Annotated in this window: 20 protein-coding genes and 1 pseudogene; 10 read left to right on the forward strand and 11 right to left on the reverse strand. The window is 41.0% G+C overall.

The features are described from left to right. Nucleotides 1–73: 73 nt before the first annotated feature. On the reverse strand, nucleotides 74–2,032 hold the full coding sequence (locus MSWH1_RS12255; protein WP_052723173.1) for a serine hydrolase: 1,959 nt from the start codon (nucleotides 2,030–2,032) through the stop codon (nucleotides 74–76). An 899-nt stretch (nucleotides 2,033–2,931) separates the two neighbouring features. Here MSWH1_RS12255 and MSWH1_RS12260 point away from each other — a divergent pair. Then, entirely contained in the window at nucleotides 2,932–3,615 is a 684-nt protein-coding gene (locus MSWH1_RS12260; RefSeq protein ID WP_048128905.1) for a class I SAM-dependent methyltransferase, read from the forward strand. 146 nt (nucleotides 3,616–3,761) lie between these two features. Here MSWH1_RS12260 and MSWH1_RS12265 read toward each other — a convergent pair whose 3' ends face one another. Further along, complete coding sequence (locus MSWH1_RS12265) at nucleotides 3,762–4,088, reverse strand: multidrug efflux SMR transporter (RefSeq protein WP_048128906.1); 327 nt, start codon at nucleotides 4,086–4,088, stop codon at nucleotides 3,762–3,764. 301 nt (nucleotides 4,089–4,389) lie between these two features. On the opposite strand from MSWH1_RS12265, the gene MSWH1_RS20905 reads away from it, so the two are divergent. From MSWH1_RS20905 to eif1A (MSWH1_RS18440), 6 genes are all read left to right on the forward strand, one after another. Next, nucleotides 4,390–4,503 (forward strand): CxxC-x17-CxxC domain-containing protein, encoded by a 114-nt coding sequence (locus MSWH1_RS20905; RefSeq protein ID WP_082088134.1) that lies wholly within the window; start codon nucleotides 4,390–4,392, stop codon nucleotides 4,501–4,503. A 312-nt stretch (nucleotides 4,504–4,815) separates the two neighbouring features. Continuing rightward, nucleotides 4,816–5,031: a CxxC-x17-CxxC domain-containing protein gene (locus tag MSWH1_RS12270; protein ID WP_082088135.1), complete on the forward strand. Its 216-nt coding sequence runs from the start codon at nucleotides 4,816–4,818 to the stop codon at nucleotides 5,029–5,031. 533 nt (nucleotides 5,032–5,564) lie between these two features. After that, complete coding sequence (eif1A, locus tag MSWH1_RS18435; RefSeq protein ID WP_082088136.1) at nucleotides 5,565–5,888, forward strand: translation initiation factor eIF-1A; 324 nt, start codon at nucleotides 5,565–5,567, stop codon at nucleotides 5,886–5,888. A gap of 553 nt (nucleotides 5,889–6,441) precedes the next feature. After that, the gene (locus MSWH1_RS12280) at nucleotides 6,442–6,642 is read left to right on the forward strand and encodes a CxxC-x17-CxxC domain-containing protein (protein ID WP_048128912.1); all 201 of its coding nucleotides are present in this window, start codon (nucleotides 6,442–6,444) and stop codon (nucleotides 6,640–6,642) included. A gap of 413 nt (nucleotides 6,643–7,055) precedes the next feature. Beyond that, nucleotides 7,056–7,268: a CxxC-x17-CxxC domain-containing protein gene (locus MSWH1_RS12285; protein WP_048128914.1), complete on the forward strand. Its 213-nt coding sequence runs from the start codon at nucleotides 7,056–7,058 to the stop codon at nucleotides 7,266–7,268. Nucleotides 7,269–7,565: 297 nt separating this feature from the next. Further along, nucleotides 7,566–7,898 carry a translation initiation factor eIF-1A gene (gene eif1A, locus MSWH1_RS18440; RefSeq protein WP_082088137.1) on the forward strand — a complete coding sequence of 111 codons (333 nt, stop codon included), beginning with the start codon at nucleotides 7,566–7,568 and terminating at the stop codon, nucleotides 7,896–7,898. Between the two features lie 183 nt (nucleotides 7,899–8,081). Here the strand turns inward: eif1A (MSWH1_RS18440) and MSWH1_RS12295 are convergent, their stop codons facing one another. The 4 genes and pseudogenes from MSWH1_RS12295 to MSWH1_RS12310 all read right to left on the reverse strand — a co-directional run bounded on the left by MSWH1_RS12295 (nucleotide 8,082) and on the right by MSWH1_RS12310 (nucleotide 11,236). Further along, the gene (locus MSWH1_RS12295; protein ID WP_052723174.1) at nucleotides 8,082–8,456 is read right to left on the reverse strand and encodes a hypothetical protein; all 375 of its coding nucleotides are present in this window, start codon (nucleotides 8,454–8,456) and stop codon (nucleotides 8,082–8,084) included. After that, complete coding sequence (locus MSWH1_RS12300) at nucleotides 8,446–8,724, reverse strand: FAD-binding protein (RefSeq protein ID WP_048128916.1); 279 nt, start codon at nucleotides 8,722–8,724, stop codon at nucleotides 8,446–8,448. Before MSWH1_RS12300 ends, MSWH1_RS12295 begins: the two co-directional genes overlap by 11 nt. 129 nt (nucleotides 8,725–8,853) lie before the next feature. Then, complete coding sequence (locus tag MSWH1_RS12305) at nucleotides 8,854–10,488, reverse strand: acetolactate synthase large subunit (RefSeq protein WP_048128918.1); 1,635 nt, start codon at nucleotides 10,486–10,488, stop codon at nucleotides 8,854–8,856. A gap of 27 nt (nucleotides 10,489–10,515) precedes the next feature. Beyond that, a pseudogene (locus MSWH1_RS12310) lies at nucleotides 10,516–11,236 on the reverse strand (aldehyde dehydrogenase family protein). A 252-nt stretch (nucleotides 11,237–11,488) separates the two neighbouring features. Between MSWH1_RS12310 and MSWH1_RS12315 the strand changes: the two are divergent. Next, nucleotides 11,489–11,848: a hypothetical protein gene (locus tag MSWH1_RS12315; RefSeq protein WP_048128920.1), complete on the forward strand. Its 360-nt coding sequence runs from the start codon at nucleotides 11,489–11,491 to the stop codon at nucleotides 11,846–11,848. Nucleotides 11,849–12,538: 690 nt separating this feature from the next. Here MSWH1_RS12315 and MSWH1_RS12320 read toward each other — a convergent pair. Together MSWH1_RS12320 and MSWH1_RS12325 are read right to left on the reverse strand one after the other, a co-directional pair. Further along, nucleotides 12,539–13,444: a RimK family alpha-L-glutamate ligase gene (locus tag MSWH1_RS12320; RefSeq protein ID WP_048128922.1), complete on the reverse strand. Its 906-nt coding sequence runs from the start codon at nucleotides 13,442–13,444 to the stop codon at nucleotides 12,539–12,541. A gap of 189 nt (nucleotides 13,445–13,633) precedes the next feature. After that, entirely contained in the window at nucleotides 13,634–14,830 is a 1,197-nt protein-coding gene (locus tag MSWH1_RS12325; RefSeq protein ID WP_048128924.1) for a tetratricopeptide repeat protein, read from the reverse strand. Nucleotides 14,831–15,070: 240 nt separating this feature from the next. On the opposite strand from MSWH1_RS12325, the gene MSWH1_RS12330 reads away from it, so the two are divergent. Then, on the forward strand, nucleotides 15,071–15,841 hold the full coding sequence (locus MSWH1_RS12330) for an HAD family hydrolase (protein WP_231591776.1): 771 nt from the start codon (nucleotides 15,071–15,073) through the stop codon (nucleotides 15,839–15,841). A gap of 178 nt (nucleotides 15,842–16,019) precedes the next feature. On the opposite strand, the gene MSWH1_RS12335 is transcribed toward MSWH1_RS12330, so the two are convergent. Together MSWH1_RS12335 and MSWH1_RS12340 are read right to left on the reverse strand one after the other, a co-directional pair. Then, on the reverse strand, nucleotides 16,020–16,898 hold the full coding sequence (locus tag MSWH1_RS12335; protein ID WP_048128928.1) for a tetratricopeptide repeat protein: 879 nt from the start codon (nucleotides 16,896–16,898) through the stop codon (nucleotides 16,020–16,022). A gap of 1,065 nt (nucleotides 16,899–17,963) precedes the next feature. Then, nucleotides 17,964–18,476, reverse strand: a complete 513-nt coding sequence (locus tag MSWH1_RS12340; RefSeq protein WP_048130520.1) for a response regulator — start codon at nucleotides 18,474–18,476, stop codon at nucleotides 17,964–17,966. A gap of 245 nt (nucleotides 18,477–18,721) precedes the next feature. Here MSWH1_RS12340 and MSWH1_RS12345 point away from each other — a divergent pair, with 245 nt between their 5' ends. Next, nucleotides 18,722–19,003, forward strand: coding sequence for a helix-turn-helix domain-containing protein (locus MSWH1_RS12345; protein ID WP_048128930.1), 282 nt, complete (start codon nucleotides 18,722–18,724; stop codon nucleotides 19,001–19,003). A gap of 141 nt (nucleotides 19,004–19,144) precedes the next feature. Here MSWH1_RS12345 and trxB read toward each other — a convergent pair whose 3' ends face one another. Then, complete coding sequence (gene trxB, locus MSWH1_RS12350) at nucleotides 19,145–20,062, reverse strand: thioredoxin-disulfide reductase (RefSeq protein ID WP_048128932.1); 918 nt, start codon at nucleotides 20,060–20,062, stop codon at nucleotides 19,145–19,147. Nucleotides 20,063–20,070 lie beyond the last annotated feature (8 nt).

The raw sequence follows: 20,070 nt of genomic DNA on the forward strand, positions 1-20,070 counted from the left end.
TTCATCGATCTTGGGCATTGAGACGATGTGGCTTCGCTTCATTTAATCGAATTCTCATCGGTAAGAGATCAAATCATAATTTGAACCCGAGCAGATTCCAGTTATTCAGCCACCAGACAAACGCCAGCAGAGCCAGGACCACCAGACTGTAATGAATTCTTCCGGAAAAACTCCAGTAACTATTTTTCCATGCCAGGGCTACAAATACAACAGATCCCAGCGCTAGAATCGCAGCTATCAGGGCGATTGCCAGCAGGACTATCAGGAAGTTCGAGACAGAGTATATAAAATCTACATCTGCCGGTCTAGCCAGGAAAAGGAATATTAACCCTGTCAGGAACAGAAGGTTAATCATGCTGGCTCCGCCTGCAAACAATCTGGCGGTGCTGGAAGGTTTAGGTTTTTTGGGCTTTGAGGGGAAGCACTTGATGATAAAGCTTATCGGCCAGATGGACGTCGATAAGAAAAGGAGAATGCAACCTCCCAGAAGGGAAAGGTTAATACTGATATCATCGTTCCAGGGCACTTTTTCATAGGCTGTCGTGGGATCCAGTTTCATGAAGATATAATTGATATGACCCTGGCTGTCTTTGCCAAAGACCAGGGCGTTCTGGGAAGAGAGCGCATCAGCCTGACTGAAAGTCATTGATTCTACTTCTACCCATTTTTCTGACCCCCCTATGAGCTGAGAAATTATGAGAGTGCTGTTCGTGCCCGAAGATACCCGTATCCTATGGAAAAGAGAGGTTAATTTTTCAAAGTTACTGTAGGCGCTCCTTGTTGGGCGATAGCTGCCAGCAAAAAGGCTTGCATTCTTTTCAAAGCCGGAGATGGGTTCAGGTGCCTTGGAAGACGGCACAGGATAGTAATGATCCATAAAAGCCTGAAGTAGCTCATCAACTGCTGTTTCGCTATCCTGTTCGCTGCAGGAGATAAAAAGGCCAAGCTGGCTTTCGGGTATCAGCACCAGCTGGGTGTGGAACAATATAGTGTCGCCTCCATGCCCTATAACTCTCGGATTTTCCTGATTTATCTCCCAGAATCCATAAGTTACACCGTTAACCCTGGGGTCGTTTGTGAAGAGGCGGCTATGCATTTGCCGTGCTGTAGCTTCCTGCAGTATACGGTTATCACCATACTTTCCGTTTTGAAGATGAGCAATCATGAATTTCGCCATATCCTCAGATGTGGAACTCATAGAGCCTGCCGGCCAGACCTGCACGTATTCAAAAGGCTTTGCTGTGTAAACATTATTCGAATAGACATATCCATTGGACATATTCGAAGCCAGCCTGGCTGGCAGGGGCTGGTCGAATGTCGTATTGTTCATGTCCAGCGGAATAAGGATATTCTCTTCTACATACCTCTCAAAAGGCATTCCTGATACCTGCTCAACAATATATGCGGCCAGAGCAGATCCGTAGTTCGAATAGGCAGTTAGTTCTCCAGGAGGTCGCACTCGAGCAGGCATTTCCTTTTCCAGGTACTCACCAAGCGGCATAAGGTCAGTTGAACTGCGCACAAAAAAGCGTCCATCGAGAGCTAAATCCTCGAAGCCCGATGTATGGGACATAAGGTCCTTGAGGGTAATAGGCCTGGAATAGGTGGCAGGGACCTGGAAATCCTTGAGATATATGTTTACATCGGCATCAAGGTCAAGCTTTCCCTGTTCAGCAAGTTGCATTACTGCCGTCCATATGAAGAGTTTGCTGACAGAACCTACACGGAAGAGAGTTTGATTGCCAGAGACTGGCTGGCGTTTATCAATATCGGCATAACCGTATCCTTTGGCAAAAATAACCTGGCCGTCTTTGACCACAGCTACAGTTGCTCCGGAAACATTATTGGTCTTGAGCTGTGTATTTACAGCCCCATCCATAAAGGCCTTTATCTCTCCTGAATCTGTGGGGCCACTGGCGTTTGAGGTAATAACTGAATTTATAGGAGAAGCAGATGCTGCACTGAGAGTCAGGAAAATAACTACCAGATCAAGGATAAAGATGTATGCGTTTCTTCCCGACTCCGATTTCATCCCTGAATATTATACTGGTTCTGTGCTTTATAGTATTTCTCTTCCAGAATTTTGAGAATTTCGATATTGATTTATTCAATAAAGGATCAATAAAGGCTTTTCCTTTGACATGGATCTGTTATGTTTCATAGGGGGGTTAAATATGCTTTTTAGTGGATATGGATTATGCAGATCTTTTATCAAGGAAAATAAAGTATTATCAAGTTTTAAAAGCATCAATTATTCCAGGTAACATAACTATTACAAAAAGTATACTTATATTCTAATTTTACATATGGAATTCTAACCCAAATTGTTTTCAAGGCAAAACAAAACTATAAGTTTTGAAACAATCAGGGGGATTAAAAGATCTTTAGGAAAGTGAAGGAATAAAGGTCTTTAGAAATGAGAAGAAGTAAAGGTCTCAAAAAACAGAACGGAACTAATCTCCAAAAAGTAAGTATTCCAAAAACATTGAGAGAAACCTGAATGTTAAGGGCATTTCCAACCTGAAACGGTGGCATCTGTTGCATCCACATTGATGTCAACGATCCGATTCCTTCCGGAACCTTGCAACAGAAGCCACTGAGTTATCCCGTGAAATAATATCTTGCACCTGGACAGGTTGTCACAGGGCCACTGCGGGATAAAAACCCTGAATGAATCGGTACTGAGGCGGTGTCAAAGTCCGTATTAACGGGGTTAACCCTTAGCAATAAGCATTTTTCAGGCGACGCCTGTAGGGCGGATTCAGGGGTTGCCTGAAATATCTTTATTGTTTAATTGATTTCCAAATTATTTATCTACCCCCTTTTTATTCTTTTATATCCTTTTGTTCCCTATCCTCCATGAGGCTGAAATCTGAGAGTATTTTATGGGTTTCAAAATGTTCTTTATCCTTTACCTGTATCTGGTCCTCTATGCCTAAATCATATTGGGAAACGGTTCCCGGAAGGAAAATACCCTCAAGCCTTGAACTTTACCCCGTAATTCACAGTTATTTGCAGAAAAGCCATAAAATTCTTGATATCGGATGCGGTTTTGGAAAAATCAGCCTTGAACTTGCTTCCCTGGGATATTCGGTAATGGGGATAGATATAAACACTGAAGTGGTCAAGCTTTCAGAAGCTGCTGCAAAAAGCCTGGAGCTGGATAGAAAGACAGAAGGGAGAGCTGAATTTAAAGTTGGAAATGCTTCTGCTCTTCCTTTCCGTGAGTCAAGTTTCAATTTTGCAATCATGCAGGCTTTTTTGACCTCTGTGCCGGATCCGCAGGAGAGGGTCAGGATAATCCAGGAAGCTTTCCGAGTCCTGAAGCCTGAGAGTTACCTTTACCTTGCGGAATTCGGACAGAACTGGCACCTCGAGCCTTACAGAAAGCGCTACCTTGAAGATTTCCCGGTTACAAAAGAAGAAGGTTCTTTCCTTGCCCTTAACCCTGAAACCGGAGAGGTTGAATTTATTGCACACCATTTCTCCGAAAAAGAGCTGGTGTTTCTGCTTGTAGACTGCGGGTTTGAGATTGACTATTTCAGGGTTGAAGAGCTTAAAACCAAGACAGGTAACAAAATTAATGGATTTATAGTTGTGGCTAAAAAGCTTTGAACCACTGACTACTGGCATTCTTTCAACCAGGTACTGAAAAACCTCAAAGCTCTGGCTTCGGCTTTCACAAACCCATTTTAAGCAGATTAATCCTGGAATTCAAGTTAATTATGTGACTCCAGGTTAATTATGTGACTCCAGGTCAATTATGTGACTCTATCACTCAGGTGAAGCCCGATAACTCCTGCAATTACAACGACAAGAGAAATTATCTTGAGGGCAGTGGTAGGTTCCCTGAAATAGAAAATTCCGGCTATGGTAATAAGAGCAGTCCCAAGCCCGGCCCATATTGCATATGCAATGCTCACATCTATTCCTTTAAGGGCAAGAGTAAAGAAAAAGAAACTGATCGCATAGAACACGAAAATCAAAACTGAAGGGGGCAGTTTTGTAAAGCCCTCGGATAATTTCATGCAGATGGTCCCGCATACTTCAAATGCTATTGCCAGTAACAGCAGGTAATAATAGTTCATTAATAGACATTTTCCTTCTATTTATTAATCAGTTCCCTGGTTCATTACATCATCCGTCTACTTACTTTAACATGTGGTCAGGTTTATCTATGTATCAAGTTTATCTATTTATAATCATGTATCAGAGGCCGTTCTTTTGAAAGTACACTGGAATTTCAAAAAGCGGAAGTGAAACAAGAGTAAGTTTTAATGACAGGGGAAATTCTTACCGGGGTGGAAGTAAACACAGCAACCGTGAAAGCAAAGACAACAACCGGGGTGAAAGTGGTGGTTACGAGGTGGCAACAGCGGCCCCAGAGAAATGTATCCAGCGGTGTGTTCTGATTGTGGCGTTGAGACCCAGGTTCCATTCAGACCAACTGAAAGAAAGCCGGTTTGCTGCAGGGACTGTCTCCTAAAAAACAGGAAGTTTTAATTCCAGAAATTCTGAATTTTTTGATTTTTAATCTTATCAATGGAAATCATCTGGCAAAAAGGTTTCCAAATCTACATTTATTCTTCGTCTGATTCGTTACTCTTGTCCTTTATCTTTGAGGGAGACATTTTTATATATATTTTATCTCATGTGGATTAATCTTATATAACATAAGAGGTTTTTACAATTAGTAAAAATAATGAGACATAATCTGTTATTAAAAACTCCCTCTTTTGTTTTTAAATAATAAATTATATCTTATCATATTTTTATGAAATATGTGTATCCGCTATAAGTGGAGGTGAAACAAAATTGGGTTTTAATGACAGAGGAAATTCTTACCGGGGTGGCAGCAGAGACAGCAACCGTGGTGGAAGTGGTGGTTTCAGAGGCGGCAACAGTGGTCCCAGAGAAATGCACAAGGTTATCTGTTCTGACTGCGGTGTCGAGACTGAAGTTCCTTTCAAACCAACTGAAGGGCGGCCGGTTTACTGTAGAGACTGCCTTCCTAACCATAGGAAGTTCTAAATTCAAAGTTCTTATGTAAAGTGTTGCTCTGTAATTTATTAGATCAACACTTACTCCACTTTTTATTCTGTGTTTTTTACCTTTTATGGGTAAAGGCATTGGAACTCATATATCTACATAAACTTATTTATTGAGTTATAATATAAACCATCATTAATTTATAAACCACTATTAATTTATAAACCACCATTAATTACATCTTAGTTAATATTTAGTTAGCATAGTTAAAATTTATTTAGAAGGATGTGGAATTATTCTGAAAGATTTTGAAGCAAATACCCAATCAATTGGTTCTGCAATGACTGAACCAGCCTTAAATATGGGGGAATTTCCTTAGTTTCGAATTTTCGGAGATTCTGATTTTTCAGAGGTTTTTTAATTCCTATCCATTTATGAACCTTCACACCAAAATATCTATAGAAATTGTTACACAGAAAATTCGAAAAAATATGATCTGATAAAAAAATGGTAATTAAACCAACTCAAAAGTAATAATACAACGAGGAATCAACCTGGCAAACTATAGAAGCAATATAAGGAAAAGAAAAGCAGGAACTGGAACTGCCGCCCCAACTACTCAGGAAGTAACAAGGGTACGCACACCGCGCAAAGAAAATCATGAAGTCCTGGCAACGGTAGGAAGCCTCTTAGGTTCAAAGAGGGTTAACTTACAGTGCATGGACGGCGTTGTCCGAATGGGCCGAATCCCTGGATCCAAGAACAAGAAGATGTGGATTCGTGAAGGTGATGTCGTAATTGCCACTCCATGGGAAATTCAGGATTCCAAAGCCGATGTCATATGGAAATACACAAGGCCGCAGATAGAGTGGCTTGAGCGCAAAGGCTACCTTAAATAACTTCCTGATGAATTATAAGACTCAATTCACAAAAAAGAACTCTTTCGATACTATTTGGTTTTAACCAGTGCCAAGGTTAAACCTCTCATTCCTCTTTTCAATAATTCTTTAATATTGACAATAAAATAGATTTTGGGATCAGCTCCAGAACAATTTTAAAAGTTTTCTGCTCTTTTCAGTAATCCTGTTTTATCCTTTCTTAAAATGGGAAGAGTACTACAGAAGATCCCAACAGATATGGTGCCGATGGTTGGAGGGTGGTCTATGTATGGGTTTTCTGTACTAACTGAAAAGAGAAATTGAGTGAAAGATTGGGTTTATAGTTTAAAAAATTGGGGTTAAAAGCAGGCAACTTCAGATGAAAGACATTCTTATGATTTTTTTCCATTATTATGAGTAAAATTTATATAATTTGACTGTATAGTATGAACGTTAAAAATAAAGAGACGTATAATCTGTTATTAAAAACTAATTTCTGTTTTTAATCAAAGAGCTCTATACAATCTTATTTTTAAGCAAATGACTATCCGTTGTAAACGGAGGTGAAAAGAAAATGGCTTTTAATGACAGAAACTCCTTCCGGGGAAGAGACAGCAACCGGGGAGGTTTCGGAGCCCCAAAGGAAATGCACAACGCAATCTGTTCCGACTGCGGCGCTGAAACTCAGGTCCCTTTCAAACCTGATCCCGACAGACCGGTTTACTGCAGAGACTGCCTTCCTAACCACAGGAAGCCCAGAGAGAACCGCTACTAATTTCGAATTCATTCGAAAAATTTCACTTGACAGATTCTGTCCGTTTTGCTTAGCTTGGACGGGTAAAACGGACCACTTATTTTTATAATGTATTTTATTTAATGATTCTGCTTTACACATATCATTTGCTACAGTTTTGAGCTTTCTTTGAGACTCTCTTTTAATCAAAAAACGTCTCCTATCACCTGCTATATCTTTTTTTTGAGCTAATTTTGTTCCTGTCTGATTTTATTCCTGTTAATCGATTTTTTGATAGGTAAATTTATATAATTGAAATACTATGTAGGAGTAGTTGAAAATTAAGAGACGTATAATTGTTATTAAAAACCATTTTTTTTGTTTTTAATCAATAAATTTTATACAATCTTGTTTTTACTCTATAGATACCCGCTATAAGCGGAGGTGAAACAAAAATGGGTTTTAATGACAGAGGAAATTCTTACCGGGGTGGCAGAGACGGCAACCGTGGTGGAAATGGTGGTTTCAGAGGCGGCAACAGCGGTCCCAGAGAAATGACTAAAGTAACCTGTTCTGACTGCGGTGTTGAGACTGAAGTTCCATTCAAGCCAACCGAAGGTCGGCCGGTTTACTGCAGAGATTGTCTTGCTAACCACAGGAAGTTCTAATGATTATCTGCATTGAGTGTTAATTTCTTTATTGAATTAACACTCAATTCATTTTCACTATTCGTTTTTTTATTTACTTTGTTTTTCGTCTCTTGTTTTTACGAATGCGTCCAGAAATCAGAAACAGAACAATTTAATTGCACCTGTTCAAAACAGTAAATGTCTTTGATGGCACCCATAAAAGAAGGAAAAACAAGAGGAATTGGGAATAAAAAACAGTAAACTCAATTCAGCATTGAAATCATTAAGATAAAAATCAGCAGAGGAGGAATTAATCTGGCTAATTACAGGAGCACAATTCGGAAAAGACAGGCAGGATCTAATAAACCAGTAGGACCAGGAAACGGTCCCCAGGAAGTAACAAGGGTACGAACTCCACGTAAGGACAGAAACGAAGTTCTGGCAACAGTAGCAAGTTTACTTGGCTCAAAACGAGTTACGCTACAGTGCATGGATGGAGTAGTCCGAATGGGCAGGATTCCCGGTTCCAAAAAAAAGAGAATGTGGATCCGAGAAGGCGATGTTGTCATAGCCAACCCCTGGGAAGTTCAGGATTCAAAAGCCGATGTTACCTGGAAATATACAAGACCCCAGATCGAATGGCTTGAAAGAAAAGGGTACCTTAATTAAAAGATACCTTAAACATACTTCATTAACTTTTCATAGCACTACCTTAACTGTAGCTTCAATCAACCAATGGTTTTGAATAATTGCAATATATTTTAAATAATTGCAATATTAAACTACAAACTTATAATTAAAAATCCCACAAACAACCTGCGGATTAATACTACAACAGTTTTTCAATTTTGATCAATTCATCAGTTCCTCTTTACTCAAAATTTCTTTCATTAATACAATTTCCTTAACAGGCATTTTCTTTCCAAAATCCTTGATTTCTTTTCTAGCCTTCACGATTCCCTCAATGGGGGAAACACCTTTCGAGCAGACTACCCTGCATTTGGCATGGAATTCACAGCCCCACCAACCGAATTTACTGTTGGCAAGTATAAGCCTTGATTCATCATCCGCCTTACGGGGGTCAATATGGAATCTATACAGCTTTGCAAGAACAGCTGATCCCAAAAAATCATTGTCTTTTCTCGAGATTGGGAAGGAACCCACACACGCAGCACAGAGTATGCAGTTTGTATACTTTCCAAGCTCCTTTACGGCATCAGGCTGCATGAACTTCTCCTTCACAGGGAGGGGGGTCAGAAGCCGGTTTAAGGTCAGCTCGAGAATCGTCTGCTAAGGCATTCCCGAGGGATGCATTTATCCCTCCCTGAGCTGCTACGGAATGGGGACGGAGAAGGCGCACTCTGAAAACGATGGCTGTATCAAGCCCTCTGTTTACCGTCTCAATTGCAGCCCGAAGACCAGTCAGTCCGGCTCCAACTATGACCACGTCATGTAAATTGATAGGATATCCTGCTTTTATTTCTGCATTTTCCAATTATTTCCTCTCGGGTTTGATTTTAATAATGATGGGTTTGCATAAAATTGACCTGAAACCCCTTGAAAAAAAAAAATCTGCTTAAGAATAATCTATTTTAATAAATTTTGCTTGCGTAAATTTTGCTTATCAGAATTTACATGTAAAGTTACTCAGTTCTATCGAGAAGGTCTCATAGTTTACGGAATAGTCGATAGGGCATTCGATAACAGTTACTTTATTCAGAGAAAAAGCTTTTTCCAGAACTTCTGCAAGGTCGTCCCCTTCTTTGACTTTGATGCCTGCAGCCCCGAAACTCTCGGCAAAGAGGGAAAAATCAGGGTTTCCATAATCCAGTGCAAAGTCCTCAAAATGCATTTTTTTCTGCTTCCATTTAATAAAGCCAAAGGCATTGTCATTGAGAATAAGGACAACAACATGGATTCCATAGCGGACTGCAGTCTCGAGCTCCTGACAGTTCATCATAAAGCCCCCGTCCCCGCAGATTGCAAGTACGCGGCGTTCCGGATGAAGAAGCTTTGCGGCAATACCGGACGCGAGCCCTGCGCCCATAGTTGCAAGAGCATTGTCAAGGAGCACAGTGTTCGGAGTATAGGTCTTGTAAAGGCGGGAGAACCAGAGTTTATAAATTCCGTTGTCCAGTGTGATTATGTCTTCTCTCCCAAGCACTTTCCTGACATTCATAACGACCGTCTGCGGGAGAGGAGGGTAACTTTTCCTGGCAGGAGCACTTATTTTTTCATCTATAAAAAGCCTGGTGTGTTCAAAGATGGGGAACTCTCGCTTTTCCGGGATGTTTGCGGCAAGTTCCCTGATTGAAGAGGCAATATTTCCAATAATTTCTATCTCAGGATTAAAGTACCTGTCAGGTACTGACTCAACAAAATCGATGTTTATGATCTGTTTATCCAGTTCCCTGTTCCATAGGTAGGGAGGATATTCCACGATATCGTATCCTACTGTAATAATCAGGTCTGCCCCTTCAATTCCACAGTTAACATAGTCCCGGGCATGGATTCCTGTGGCAAAAAGACTGTAAACGCAATCATCCGGAACTACACCTTTTCCCATCTGAGTGTGTACCAGGTAAATACCCGTACTTCTTGCAAAATCCTCCAGTTCTTTGGCAATGGCTTTCCGGTTAGCCCCCGAAGAAACGATAATCAGGGGGTTTTTAGCCTCACAAATCAGAGCTGCAGCTTTTTTCACGATTTCAGGATCAGGGAAAGGAATTTTTATTTCACTTTTTTTTTGCACTACTGCATCGGTTTCTTCCTCAGCCACATCTTCCGGAAGCTCAATGTGCACAGCTCCCGGCCTTTCAGCTTCCGCATGTTTGAAGGCATTTCGGATAACCGTGGGGATCATCCCCGGGTCGGTGATGGATACAGCTTTTTTGCAAAGTGGCTCCATCATCCTTACAACATCTACAAGCTGGAAACGGCCCTGCCAGTTGTCAATTAGGGCCTTCTGCCCGGATATGGATATAAAGGGAGCTCCTGTAAGCTGTGCCTGGGCAACGCCTGTAACAAGGTTCGTCGCTCCCGGACCAAGGGTTGAAAAGCAGACCCCTGGTTTTCCTGTCAGCCTTCCGTAAGCTGCAGCCATAAATGCCGCAGCCTGTTCATGCCTTGTTACGATCAGTTTTATGTTCGAGTTTCGTAGAGATTCGAGAAGGTCAAGGTTTTCTTCTCCAGGAAGTCCAAAAATATATTCCACACCTTCCTCTTTAAGCTGAGCAACAAAAAGGTCCGAAGCTTTCATAAAAAAAACCCCAATATTAATCAATATTTATTTGTTAACCACGACGGTCTTTATATTTACAAATTCCTTAAGCCCGTAATACGAAAGCTCCCTTCCTATTCCGGAGTTCTTGATCCCTCCAAAAGGCAACCTTGGATCGGACACCCCCATTGATGGTTACAAAACCTGACCTGATTCTTTTTGCCAGCCTTCCGGCTCTCTCCAGGTCTGCAGACCAGACATCGGCTCCGAACCCGAACTCCGTGGAGTTTGCAATCTCCACAGCTTCATCATCCTTTACCATGATTACGGGCGCAATAGGCCCAAAGACCTCAACACTGCAGGCCTTCATGTCCGTACTGGCTGCAGGGATAAGGGCAGGCCTAAAGAAAAAGCCTTTCTCACGTCCCTCCCCGTATACGTAAGGTTCTACACCTTTCTTTTTTGCATCTTTAAGGGTCTTTTCAAGGCTGTCGACAGATTCTTTTTTTACTACCGGCCTAATGTCAGTTCCCTCATCCACGGGATCTCCGATCTTCATTGGCTTTCCCATTTCTTTCGTAATAATCTCGGCATACACCCGCTTGTTCTGCCTGAGTACCTCAACTACCCGTGCAATATACGTGGTTCTTTCCTCAACCGAAAAAACCCCCCATCCTGAAAAAGCAGCCCTGGATTTTTCAATCTGGCCCTCACAATCCCCGAAAGACAACACCTCGTAAGTCCAGTTTACCTCTTCAGTATAAGGATTAGCGAGTTTAATATTCATTACTACCCCTCGAAAAAGGGTCCTTGAGTAATATTAGAATTCCCGGTATTATAATTTAAGGGCAGGTAAAACCCTCAAAAGGAAATAAATGCTCTGAATTACCTCTAGGTACCAGTTTCTGAGATGAAATCCGATTTCATCCGGTAGATTAAAAATGAACTAAATAAGGGAACTGTGTTCAGAAACTGGCAGTAACAATTATAAAACTGGAATATTAATTATAAAACACTCAATTTCACATGGGGGAAAAATATGAGAAAAGCACTGCTTATTTTAATAGTTCTGTTCAGCGTGTTCCTGGCGATAGGATGTGCAGGCAATGAACCTGCAACTCCAACTGAGGAAATGGCTCCAACTGAGGAAATGGCTCCAACTGAAGAAATGGCTCCAACTGAAGAAATGGCCCCAACTGAAGAAATGGCTCCAACTGAGGAAATGGCTCCAACTGAGGAAATGGCTCCAAATGATGCCGAAAATGTAACCGAGGAAGGAGGCGCATTCGAAGAGGAAATTATAGCTGAAGAGGAAATTACAGCCGCAGAGGAAGCAGATACTGAATCTGCAACCACTACAAACAGGACAGGAGTAATCAAAGTAACTCCTACTAATTAAATAGTGAAAGTGGCAGCTTAGAAGCCTGCTTTTTAATTTTAGCAGGTCACAGTATAAAAATCAGGTAGCAGGTTCACCGAGCTTGACAAATATCGTAATATAGACGAATGAAGGTATTCAAAAACAGCTATCATTTTTTGATTGGAATACATAGCTTTTAAACTGCCATTTTTTAGATATGCGATTTTAAATACATCGTTTTTCTATCAATTAAGCCAAATTTATTCTTTTTCTGGTTCTCAAGTTACTGAACCCATTTCAAATAGCCTTATTTTTAAGAGCTTTCTGTCATTCCAGAAAAGACAAACTCATTCTAGAGTGGGTTTATTCAAAACCTATCGAATCTGATGGTAAACTTTTGGAAAAAAATTGCTTGATTTACTCATACCTTAATCTAATATAATATTAGACGAGGGTACGTATGAAGGCAACACATATCAAAAATAATGTCAAAGAAGTTGACGTTTATATCCCATGAAATTAAGATTTCATGAGTTTTACGCTTCTTCCTATAAAATTGGTTTTGGGATGAGCTCAACAATAGAAAACCAATTTGTAAGTTGAACTTTAATACCAGGCAAAAGTATCTTGAACTTTTTTTAAAGCTCCGCTCACTTCGGCGAGCATGAAAAGATCTGGTACTGGAAATCTGCATAGTTTTCTAGCGGCAAAATAGAACCGACCTGGCCTTTACTTTTCCCCCACCCTTTCTCTCACAAAATCATAAATCATGCCTGCAACATTGATTTCGCAGCATTCTTCTATGCCTTCGAAGCCGGGGGAAGAATTAGCCTCGCAGACTTTGAAATGGTCGCCGTTGAAGAGGAGGTCAATGCCGGCGATGTCGAGGCCAAAAGTGCGAGCGGTTTCGGTTGCCAGCTGTTCTATCTCGGGGGTCATGTCGAATTTGCGGACTTCTCCGCCTCTGGAATAGTTGGACTTGAAACTGCCTGCGGGAGCGATTCTTTCCATACAGGCGACTGCCCGGCCTCCGATTACGAGGATTCGGAGATCTCTTCCAAGGCTGGATTTAATAAACTCCTGAAGGATTATGTTTGCATTGGGGTTGGTTACGTGGATCAGTTCCATAAGGTCCCGGAAATTGTCGTGTTTTTCCGAGAGGAAGATGCCTTTGCCCATGGAGCCAGAGAGGGCTTTTACTATAAGGGGGAAACCCAGGTATTTTTCAACCAGAGCTATGTTAACCGGGTTTTTGGCAAACATTGTTCTGGGAGAGGAAATTCCTCTTTCTGCCAGGATCTGCTGGGAGTAGAGTTTGTCCTTGACGGTATCAATGCTCTGCGAAGAATTAAAAACACGGACTCCGAGGCGTTCCAGGTGGCGGATAATCGCAAGTGCGAAGTAGGTTGTACCTGCACCCATTCTCGGCAGGAGAAAGTCCGGAAGAGGGACAACTTCCCCATCCAGAAGAATGCTTTTCCTGTCATCTCTTGTTACAATAAGGTCGAACTGGTCGGGCTTTACTACCCTGAGCTCTATTCCCTTTTCACCCGCAACCTTGATGAAGCGGTGAATTTCGTACAGGTCGGGCCTTAATTCGGCAGCCGCACTCTTGTAAAGAATCCATCCTTCCATTCATAAACCTTCATCAGGAAACCCCTGAGTCTTTAGCTCAGGGGTAGTTGACTCATCCGCTCCACCCTGTGGGGAAGTGTCTCTTAATTTAAAGAGAGATCCATGTCTATTTATTTTAGTACATGACTATAGTTCTATATATCAAAAAAGAAAAAGAATGTAAAATCAGAAGGGAAAATCTTTCCGAATTTACTGAATGTCCCCCCCGATCTCAGAATATCTGGGGTTGATTTCCACAGCTTTTCTATATGCACCCTCAGCTTCTTCTTCACGTCCGAGGAAACTCAGGCAGACAGCTTTTCCAAACCAGGAGTCGGCAGTTTCCGGATCGAGCTTAAGTGCCTTTTCATAGGTTTCCAGGGCTTCTTCAAAGCGTTTGAGTTGAGCTAACACAAAGCCGAGGCTTGAGTAGGCTTCCAGATATTCAGGGTCAAGCTGTGTGGCTTTTCTGTATGCTTCGACAGCTTCTTCAAACCTCTGCATCTGGCTGAGGGTAAAGCCTTTGTTATACCAGACATCGGAGTTTTCGGAATTGATCTCAATTGCTTTTTCAAATGCGTTGATTGCTTCCTCATACCTCTCCAGATTTTCCAGGTCTATCCCCATATTATTCCAAGCATCGTCATTTTTAGGGTCAATTTCCACGGCTTTTTCATAGGCTTTCAGAGCCTGCTTGTAACTGCCAAGGCTATCTAAATCCACTCCTTTGTAATACCAGGCTTCAAGAAAATCAGGGTCAATGCCGAGTGCTTTATCGTATGCAACTATTGCTTCATCGTAGTTTCCCATCTGTCCGAGAGCTATACCCCTTCCTGCCCATGCCTCTTTATACTCCGAATTTTCCTCAAGGACTTTATCATAGGCTTCAACAGCCTCTTCGTATTTTTCTGCCTGGCTGAGGTTCAGGGCTTTTCCATACCATGCGTTGGGATAATCCGGCTTGAGCTCAAGAGCTTTTTCATAGGCTTCGACTGCTCTGTCATATTCTCCCACCTGGGAGTAGGAAAAAGCCATGTTGTTCCAGATATCTGCATCTTCAGAATTTATTTCAATAGCTTTTTGATAGAGTTTGAGAGCTCCCTCAAACTGTCCAAGGCTTTCAAGAGCTGCAGCCTTATTATTCAATAGATAAATATTCATTGGATCTCTGTCAATCGCCTTATCAAAGGCAACTATTGCTTCATTAAACTTACCAAGCCTGAGAAGATCAAGACCACACTCATTAAGTTCGGCTGCAAGAATTTCGTTGCTGACTTCTTCTCCTGCCACACTTCCCGAGTCGTCCAGTACATACATATCCCCGGAAACAGCCCCCTCTTCTGTTTCAGTTTTTTCATCTTTTTCCCCTCTTGCGAAAGGTTCGTCCTTTTGTTTTCCAGAGTTCATGTCCAAATTCCCTTTATTATCTTTTACAATTAAGACCCAACATTTTTCAAATGTCGTGTTCGTTATCTACTTAAGCCTATTGTTCTTTATGATCTATACATCTGTCATTTATGGCTTTTATAGCCTCTCCCCAAAAAGTAGTCTGAAAAGTCCGGAAAAGGGGAATAGAAAAAGAAGAAGATCAGAAAAATCCGGAAAACGTAAAATAGATCCGAGAGAATGAAACCAATCAGGGAAACTATGGTAAGTGTTTGGAAGAATGTACAGCAAAATCGCCCGGAAATTCTGAAAGCTGTTCTTTTTGATATGGACAACACTCTTTTTGATTTCGTAGCCGTAAAACTCATTGCATGCAGGGAGATCCTTTCCTATCTTGGAGGGGGAGATAGGAACCTTAAGGAGGATCCTGCAGAACTTTTCAGTTATTTCCTCAGGGGAACTTACGGGTTTGAAGATTATGAAAACATAAAGGACTACATGCAGGAGAGAAAGGTTTTCACAGAACAGGCATATCTGCAGTGCTGTGAGATCTATGACAGGGAAAAACTGCAAAACCTTGAACTATATCCCGGGGTAAGGGACACCCTTGAGGAACTGAAGAAACTTGGTCTCAGGCTTGCAATAATAACCGACTCCGATAGGTACCATGCCCGTGCAAGACTTATGAAAGTAGGGCTTCTTGATTCATTTGAACTCCTTGTGTCTGCAGATATGACAGGTACGAAAAAACCGGATCCTGCCCATTTTCTCTTTGCTCTTGATATCCTCGGGCTAAAGCCAGAAGAAAGTCTTGTGGTGGGAGATAGCATTAAAAGAGATATGGCTCCTGCACGCAGACTAGGCTTAAAAACAGCATATGCTTCCTATGGAGACTGGAGACCCACAGAAGAAACAGAACAATGCTTTGATTTTCAGCTTAAAACCTTTCAGGATCTGATAGGATATATCGGCACCCTGAATGGCATGTTATGTTCAGACAGGTATATAAAGAAAAATCAAATTGATCCGTAAATAAAAGTCAGTCAGATACAAGAATAAGAAAAAAAGATAATTTCAGCCGCCATGCCTGTTAATCCCTTAACAAGTTTTCTGGCTAACGGCTTTTTCTGGTTAACGAGTTTTTCTGGCTAACGGCTTTTTCTGGCTTCTTCTGTAGTTTATCTGAAAAATGCTCTATAATTAAGGTTGCTTAAATAAGGTCTGAGTATATAGGGTTTATATCGACTGCCCTTTCGTAGGCTTCCATTGCTTTCTGGTGTTTCTTAACCCTGTCGTATACTATTCCTTTACCAATCCAGGCCTTTGTAAAGCTCGGGTTGATATTTATAGCTTTTTCGAAAGCTTCAAGCGCTTCTTTGTATTTCTCAAGGTCTCTTAGAGCAATTCCCTTGTTGTACCAGAATCTTGCATTCTCGGGATTTGCTTTGATCTTGTTCTCAAAAATCTCCACAGCTTTCTCAATGTATAATCTTGCTTCATCATTCTTCCCGAGCCAGCGCAGAGCAACTCCTTTGTTGTAAAGGGCTTTTCCGTTAGTCGGGTTTAACTCAAGTGCCCTGTTAAAAGCATCAAGAGCTTCCTGATAACTCTTTATTTTACAAAGCCCCATTCCTTTCTTGCACCATTCGCTTGCACTCATAGAGCCCATGTCGTAGTTCTTTGAATAGAGCCGAATAGCTTTCTCAAGGTCATCCATTGCATCTTCGTATGCTCTCATCTCCCTGAAAGCCATTCCACGCCTGTACCATATTTCCGGGTCTTCAGGAGCAAGGGATATAGCCCTGTAGAATGCATCCAGAGCTTCCTCGTATTGCATGAGATCTAAGAGAAGTTCAGCTTTGAAGCACCAGGTTCTAGCATCGTCAGGATTGATCTTAAGAGACCTGTCAAAAGCATCAAGAGCCTCCTCGTACTTCATGAGGCTTTTGAGTACAATCCCTTTGCTAAACAAGATTTTTGCATTATCAGGGCTTATTTCAAGAGCCTTATTGTATGCATCCAGAGCTTCTGCAAACCTTTTTAGTTCATGGAGTGCAACGCCTTTATTGTACCATTCATTTGAAGTCATAATTTTACCACACCTTTTTGAGCTACGTTTTTCCACCGCTTTACCACATCTACATTAAACAACAATATTAAACAACAATATTATATGCTTTTAGAGCATCAAATTGGTTTTGTACTTTAGTTCCTTATCATATGTAAGGACAGATAAACAGTTACGCACAATAATTTACGTTTTATTCTTTTTTAAACATTTTGAAATATTCATAAACAATATTATTTTAAAAATATAGTTTTACAAATAGAATTCTGGGTTAGGCATATATATAACAAACCTGTGGTATTTTAGATAATAAATCAATAAATTTAATATCATTTGACGAATACATAATTGGTATAGATTATATACACTCACCATTATTTGTATATCGACACACTTGTTGTAGATTTTATGTATCCCTCTTCTTTTGTACATAGCAGTCAAGCCCCATTTCTGCCAAAAAGTTTTCCAGATTCCCCCTGAAAAGCAAATAAGCAAAGGTAGGGCAGATGTCTTCCGGATAAAAAGAAGCCGATTTCTATGTGCGACCTGTATGGAGATCATTACCTGTCACCCTAATATCGAAGTTGCGGCAGGGTTCTCAAGGAATTTCAACGAAGCCATGTAATATTTACGGAAAATCTAATTATCAGGATAAATTTGATTCTAACAGGAAAATGTAATTTTAGAAGAATCTGTAATTTTAATGAAGTGCTCCATTTTAAAGAGTGTATAATAGGATTTGTAAAAAGTATCTTTGATAAAATTATTAAAAATTATCCCACTTATATCCAGGGGACTAAATAACTAAATTTAGTAAGATTCATTTCAAGCAATTTTTGAGTAAATGTTATAAACAGAATTGATAAGCATATTAATAGGATGTAAGTAAAGAGGATATCTTCAGAAGTGTGTAAATAAAACTCTTAAGATGCATCAAAGAAATCTGGCAAATTTCAAACCCCTGAACAATCTGTTAGAGTATGCAGAACCTGAAAAGGAGAAAGAAAAGGAAATTTCACCTTTAAATAGATCTGATTTCCTTATAAGAGTATTACTGCTTATAAGAAAGTAAATTTTCTCCCTGATTCAAATCCGGCTACGTCTCAGAACCATCCCTACCCTTGCTTTCAATTCCAGAGGATTAAAAGGCACGGCAACGCAATCGTCAGCTCCTGATTTAAAGGCTTTAACACTGTCTTCTGCTTTATTCCTTTCACTCATCATCATAACAGGAATCCACCAGCACCTTGGGCTGGCTTTAAGTTGTCTGCAGATTTCAAAGCCATCTGTATTCAGAAAAGCTGTATCAAGCAGTACCAGGTCTGGTCTTTCTGCATTTACTGCTTCAAGGACTGAAATGCTGTCCGAGGCATTGACAACGTTGTAGTTTTCAGCTTCAAGAACCTTCTTAAGGGCATGGTGGATATTCTGCTCATCACCCATAATCAGGATTTTTTCCCTGACATCATGAAGGTTTTCAATCCTAACTTTTACTAACTCTTCCGAAACAGAAAGAGTTCGGGCAATATCTCTTTCACTTATCTCAGGTTGTTCTTCTATAAGCTTTAAAATTTCACGGTCAAGATTAATGTTATGCATTTCCCTCCACCTCATACAGTATAGATTTTCTTAGGTATTAAACATTTCTCAAATATTAAAAAGAAGAGAATCTCTAAAAATATACACAGTGAAGCGAGGGAAAACGGAGTTCTCCAAATATTTAGGAGATTTTGTATGAATCGCCTGACTAACCAATAATGAGATAAGTTTATAACCGTAAATAGCAAGTTAATATTGGAAATAATAATCACTTACAGAGAACAGCCACCTCTGAGATGATAACAATGGACCCACTTGAAAAAATCTTTGGAAAAACCGCACAGATGACCGTCCTTAAAAATCTGATCGAGCACCAGAACGAATCAACCTACCTATCAGGGATAGCAGAAGAGACCGGTCTTTCCCACTCCAGTGTATCAAGAGTCATTACCCCGCTAATAGATACGGGTATTGTCATCGAAAAACCTCTTGGAAAGCAGATCCGGACCTTCCAGTTGAATATGGAAAGCGACGCGACAAGATTGATCATAGATTTTTACTATAAAATTAACCAGATGCTGGAATAAGCTTCAAAGCGAATTCCTGAAGGCGTAAGTTAGGGACAGGGCAATCTTACTGTCCCTTTTTTATTTTTGCATGAATAGTGTTGACTTTGCAAGAATGAGTTTCCAAACCGAGTTCTGGTTTGAGCCCTTCCGGGATATTTATTATTTAAGGCTTTCTACATATTCATTTGCAGCCGTGGCTGCGATTGCTCCATCACTCACCGCTGCTACAAGCTGCCAGATAGGAGTGTCGCGACAATCTCCTGCGGCATAAATTCCCTTCTCTGAGGTTTCCAACCAGCGACCGGTCTTGATGAAGCCTTCATTATTTTTTTCCACACTAACGAATTCAGTATTCGGATGAATGCCCACGTAGATAAAAACACCATTAGTAGAAAGCTCCCGTGATTCTTTGCTGTTGCGGTCTTGCAGGATAACTTTTTCGACCTTTTTAATCCCTTCTCCGCCCCCTACTATTTCCAGGACAAGAGTGTTGAGGATGAACTCAATGTTTGGAGTTGCAATGGCCCTATCCTGAAGGATTTTTGCAGCTCTCAAACGGTCCCGCCTGTGGACAAGATATACCTTCTGGGCAATCTTTGAAAGAAGAAGAGCATCTGTAACGGCTGAGTTGCCGCCGCCCACAACAACTACAGTTTTGTTTTTGAAAAAAGGCCCATCGCAGATTGCGCAGTAGGAGACCCCCTTGCTGATAAGTTCCTTCTCTCCTGGCACATTCAGATGCTTTGGATTTGCGCCTGTGGCAATGATTAAGGCTTTTGCTTCCAGGTCCCCGCTGTCCGTTGAGACGATTTTTTTTGCCCCTTCTGTCCGGATCGAGACAACTTCAGTAATCCTGGTCTTTACCCCGGCTTCCAGAGCATGTGTTCTATATTTTTCCATCAGTTCAGGTCCGGAAATTGATGAAAAGCCAGGATAGTTTTCCACAATATCTGCCATAGAGATCTGGCCGCTTATCTCGTTTCTTTCCAGGATAAGGGTCTCAAGCCCGAAACGAACAGCGTAAATTCCCGCTGCAAGCCCTGCAGGCCCCCCTCCTATAATAATCAGATCGTACATACTTACCT

It is taken from the genome of Methanosarcina sp. WH1, assembly GCF_000970005.1.
Classification (GTDB): domain Archaea; phylum Halobacteriota; class Methanosarcinia; order Methanosarcinales; family Methanosarcinaceae; genus Methanosarcina.

Bases quoted from the DNA above. Each gene is read 5' to 3' on its own strand.
- MSWH1_RS12325 (WP_048128924.1), bottom strand. From the start codon at position 14,830: ATGAACTCTGGAAAACAAAAGGACGAACCTTTCGCAAGAGGGGAAAAA.
- MSWH1_RS12265 (WP_048128906.1), bottom strand. From the start codon at position 4,088: ATGAACTATTATTACCTGCTGTTACTGGCAATAGCATTTGAAGTATGC.
- trxB (WP_048128932.1), bottom strand. From the start codon at position 20,062: ATGTACGATCTGATTATTATAGGAGGGGGGCCTGCAGGGCTTGCAGCG.
- MSWH1_RS12320 (WP_048128922.1), bottom strand. From the start codon at position 13,444: ATGGAAGGATGGATTCTTTACAAGAGTGCGGCTGCCGAATTAAGGCCC.
- MSWH1_RS12345 (WP_048128930.1), top strand. From the start codon at position 18,722: ATGGACCCACTTGAAAAAATCTTTGGAAAAACCGCACAGATGACCGTC.
- MSWH1_RS12335 (WP_048128928.1), bottom strand. From the start codon at position 16,898: ATGACTTCAAATGAATGGTACAATAAAGGCGTTGCACTCCATGAACTA.
- MSWH1_RS20905 (WP_082088134.1), top strand. From the start codon at position 4,390: ATGTATCCAGCGGTGTGTTCTGATTGTGGCGTTGAGACCCAGGTTCCA.
- MSWH1_RS12285 (WP_048128914.1), top strand. From the start codon at position 7,056: ATGGGTTTTAATGACAGAGGAAATTCTTACCGGGGTGGCAGAGACGGC.
- MSWH1_RS12315 (WP_048128920.1), top strand. From the start codon at position 11,489: ATGAGAAAAGCACTGCTTATTTTAATAGTTCTGTTCAGCGTGTTCCTG.
- MSWH1_RS12295 (WP_052723174.1), bottom strand. From the start codon at position 8,456: ATGCAGCCTGATGCCGTAAAGGAGCTTGGAAAGTATACAAACTGCATA.
- MSWH1_RS12255 (WP_052723173.1), bottom strand. From the start codon at position 2,032: ATGAAATCGGAGTCGGGAAGAAACGCATACATCTTTATCCTTGATCTG.
- MSWH1_RS12330 (WP_231591776.1), top strand. From the start codon at position 15,071: ATGGTAAGTGTTTGGAAGAATGTACAGCAAAATCGCCCGGAAATTCTG.
- MSWH1_RS12305 (WP_048128918.1), bottom strand. From the start codon at position 10,488: ATGAAAGCTTCGGACCTTTTTGTTGCTCAGCTTAAAGAGGAAGGTGTG.
- MSWH1_RS12340 (WP_048130520.1), bottom strand. From the start codon at position 18,476: ATGCATAACATTAATCTTGACCGTGAAATTTTAAAGCTTATAGAAGAA.
- MSWH1_RS12260 (WP_048128905.1), top strand. From the start codon at position 2,932: ATGCCTAAATCATATTGGGAAACGGTTCCCGGAAGGAAAATACCCTCA.
- MSWH1_RS12280 (WP_048128912.1), top strand. From the start codon at position 6,442: ATGGCTTTTAATGACAGAAACTCCTTCCGGGGAAGAGACAGCAACCGG.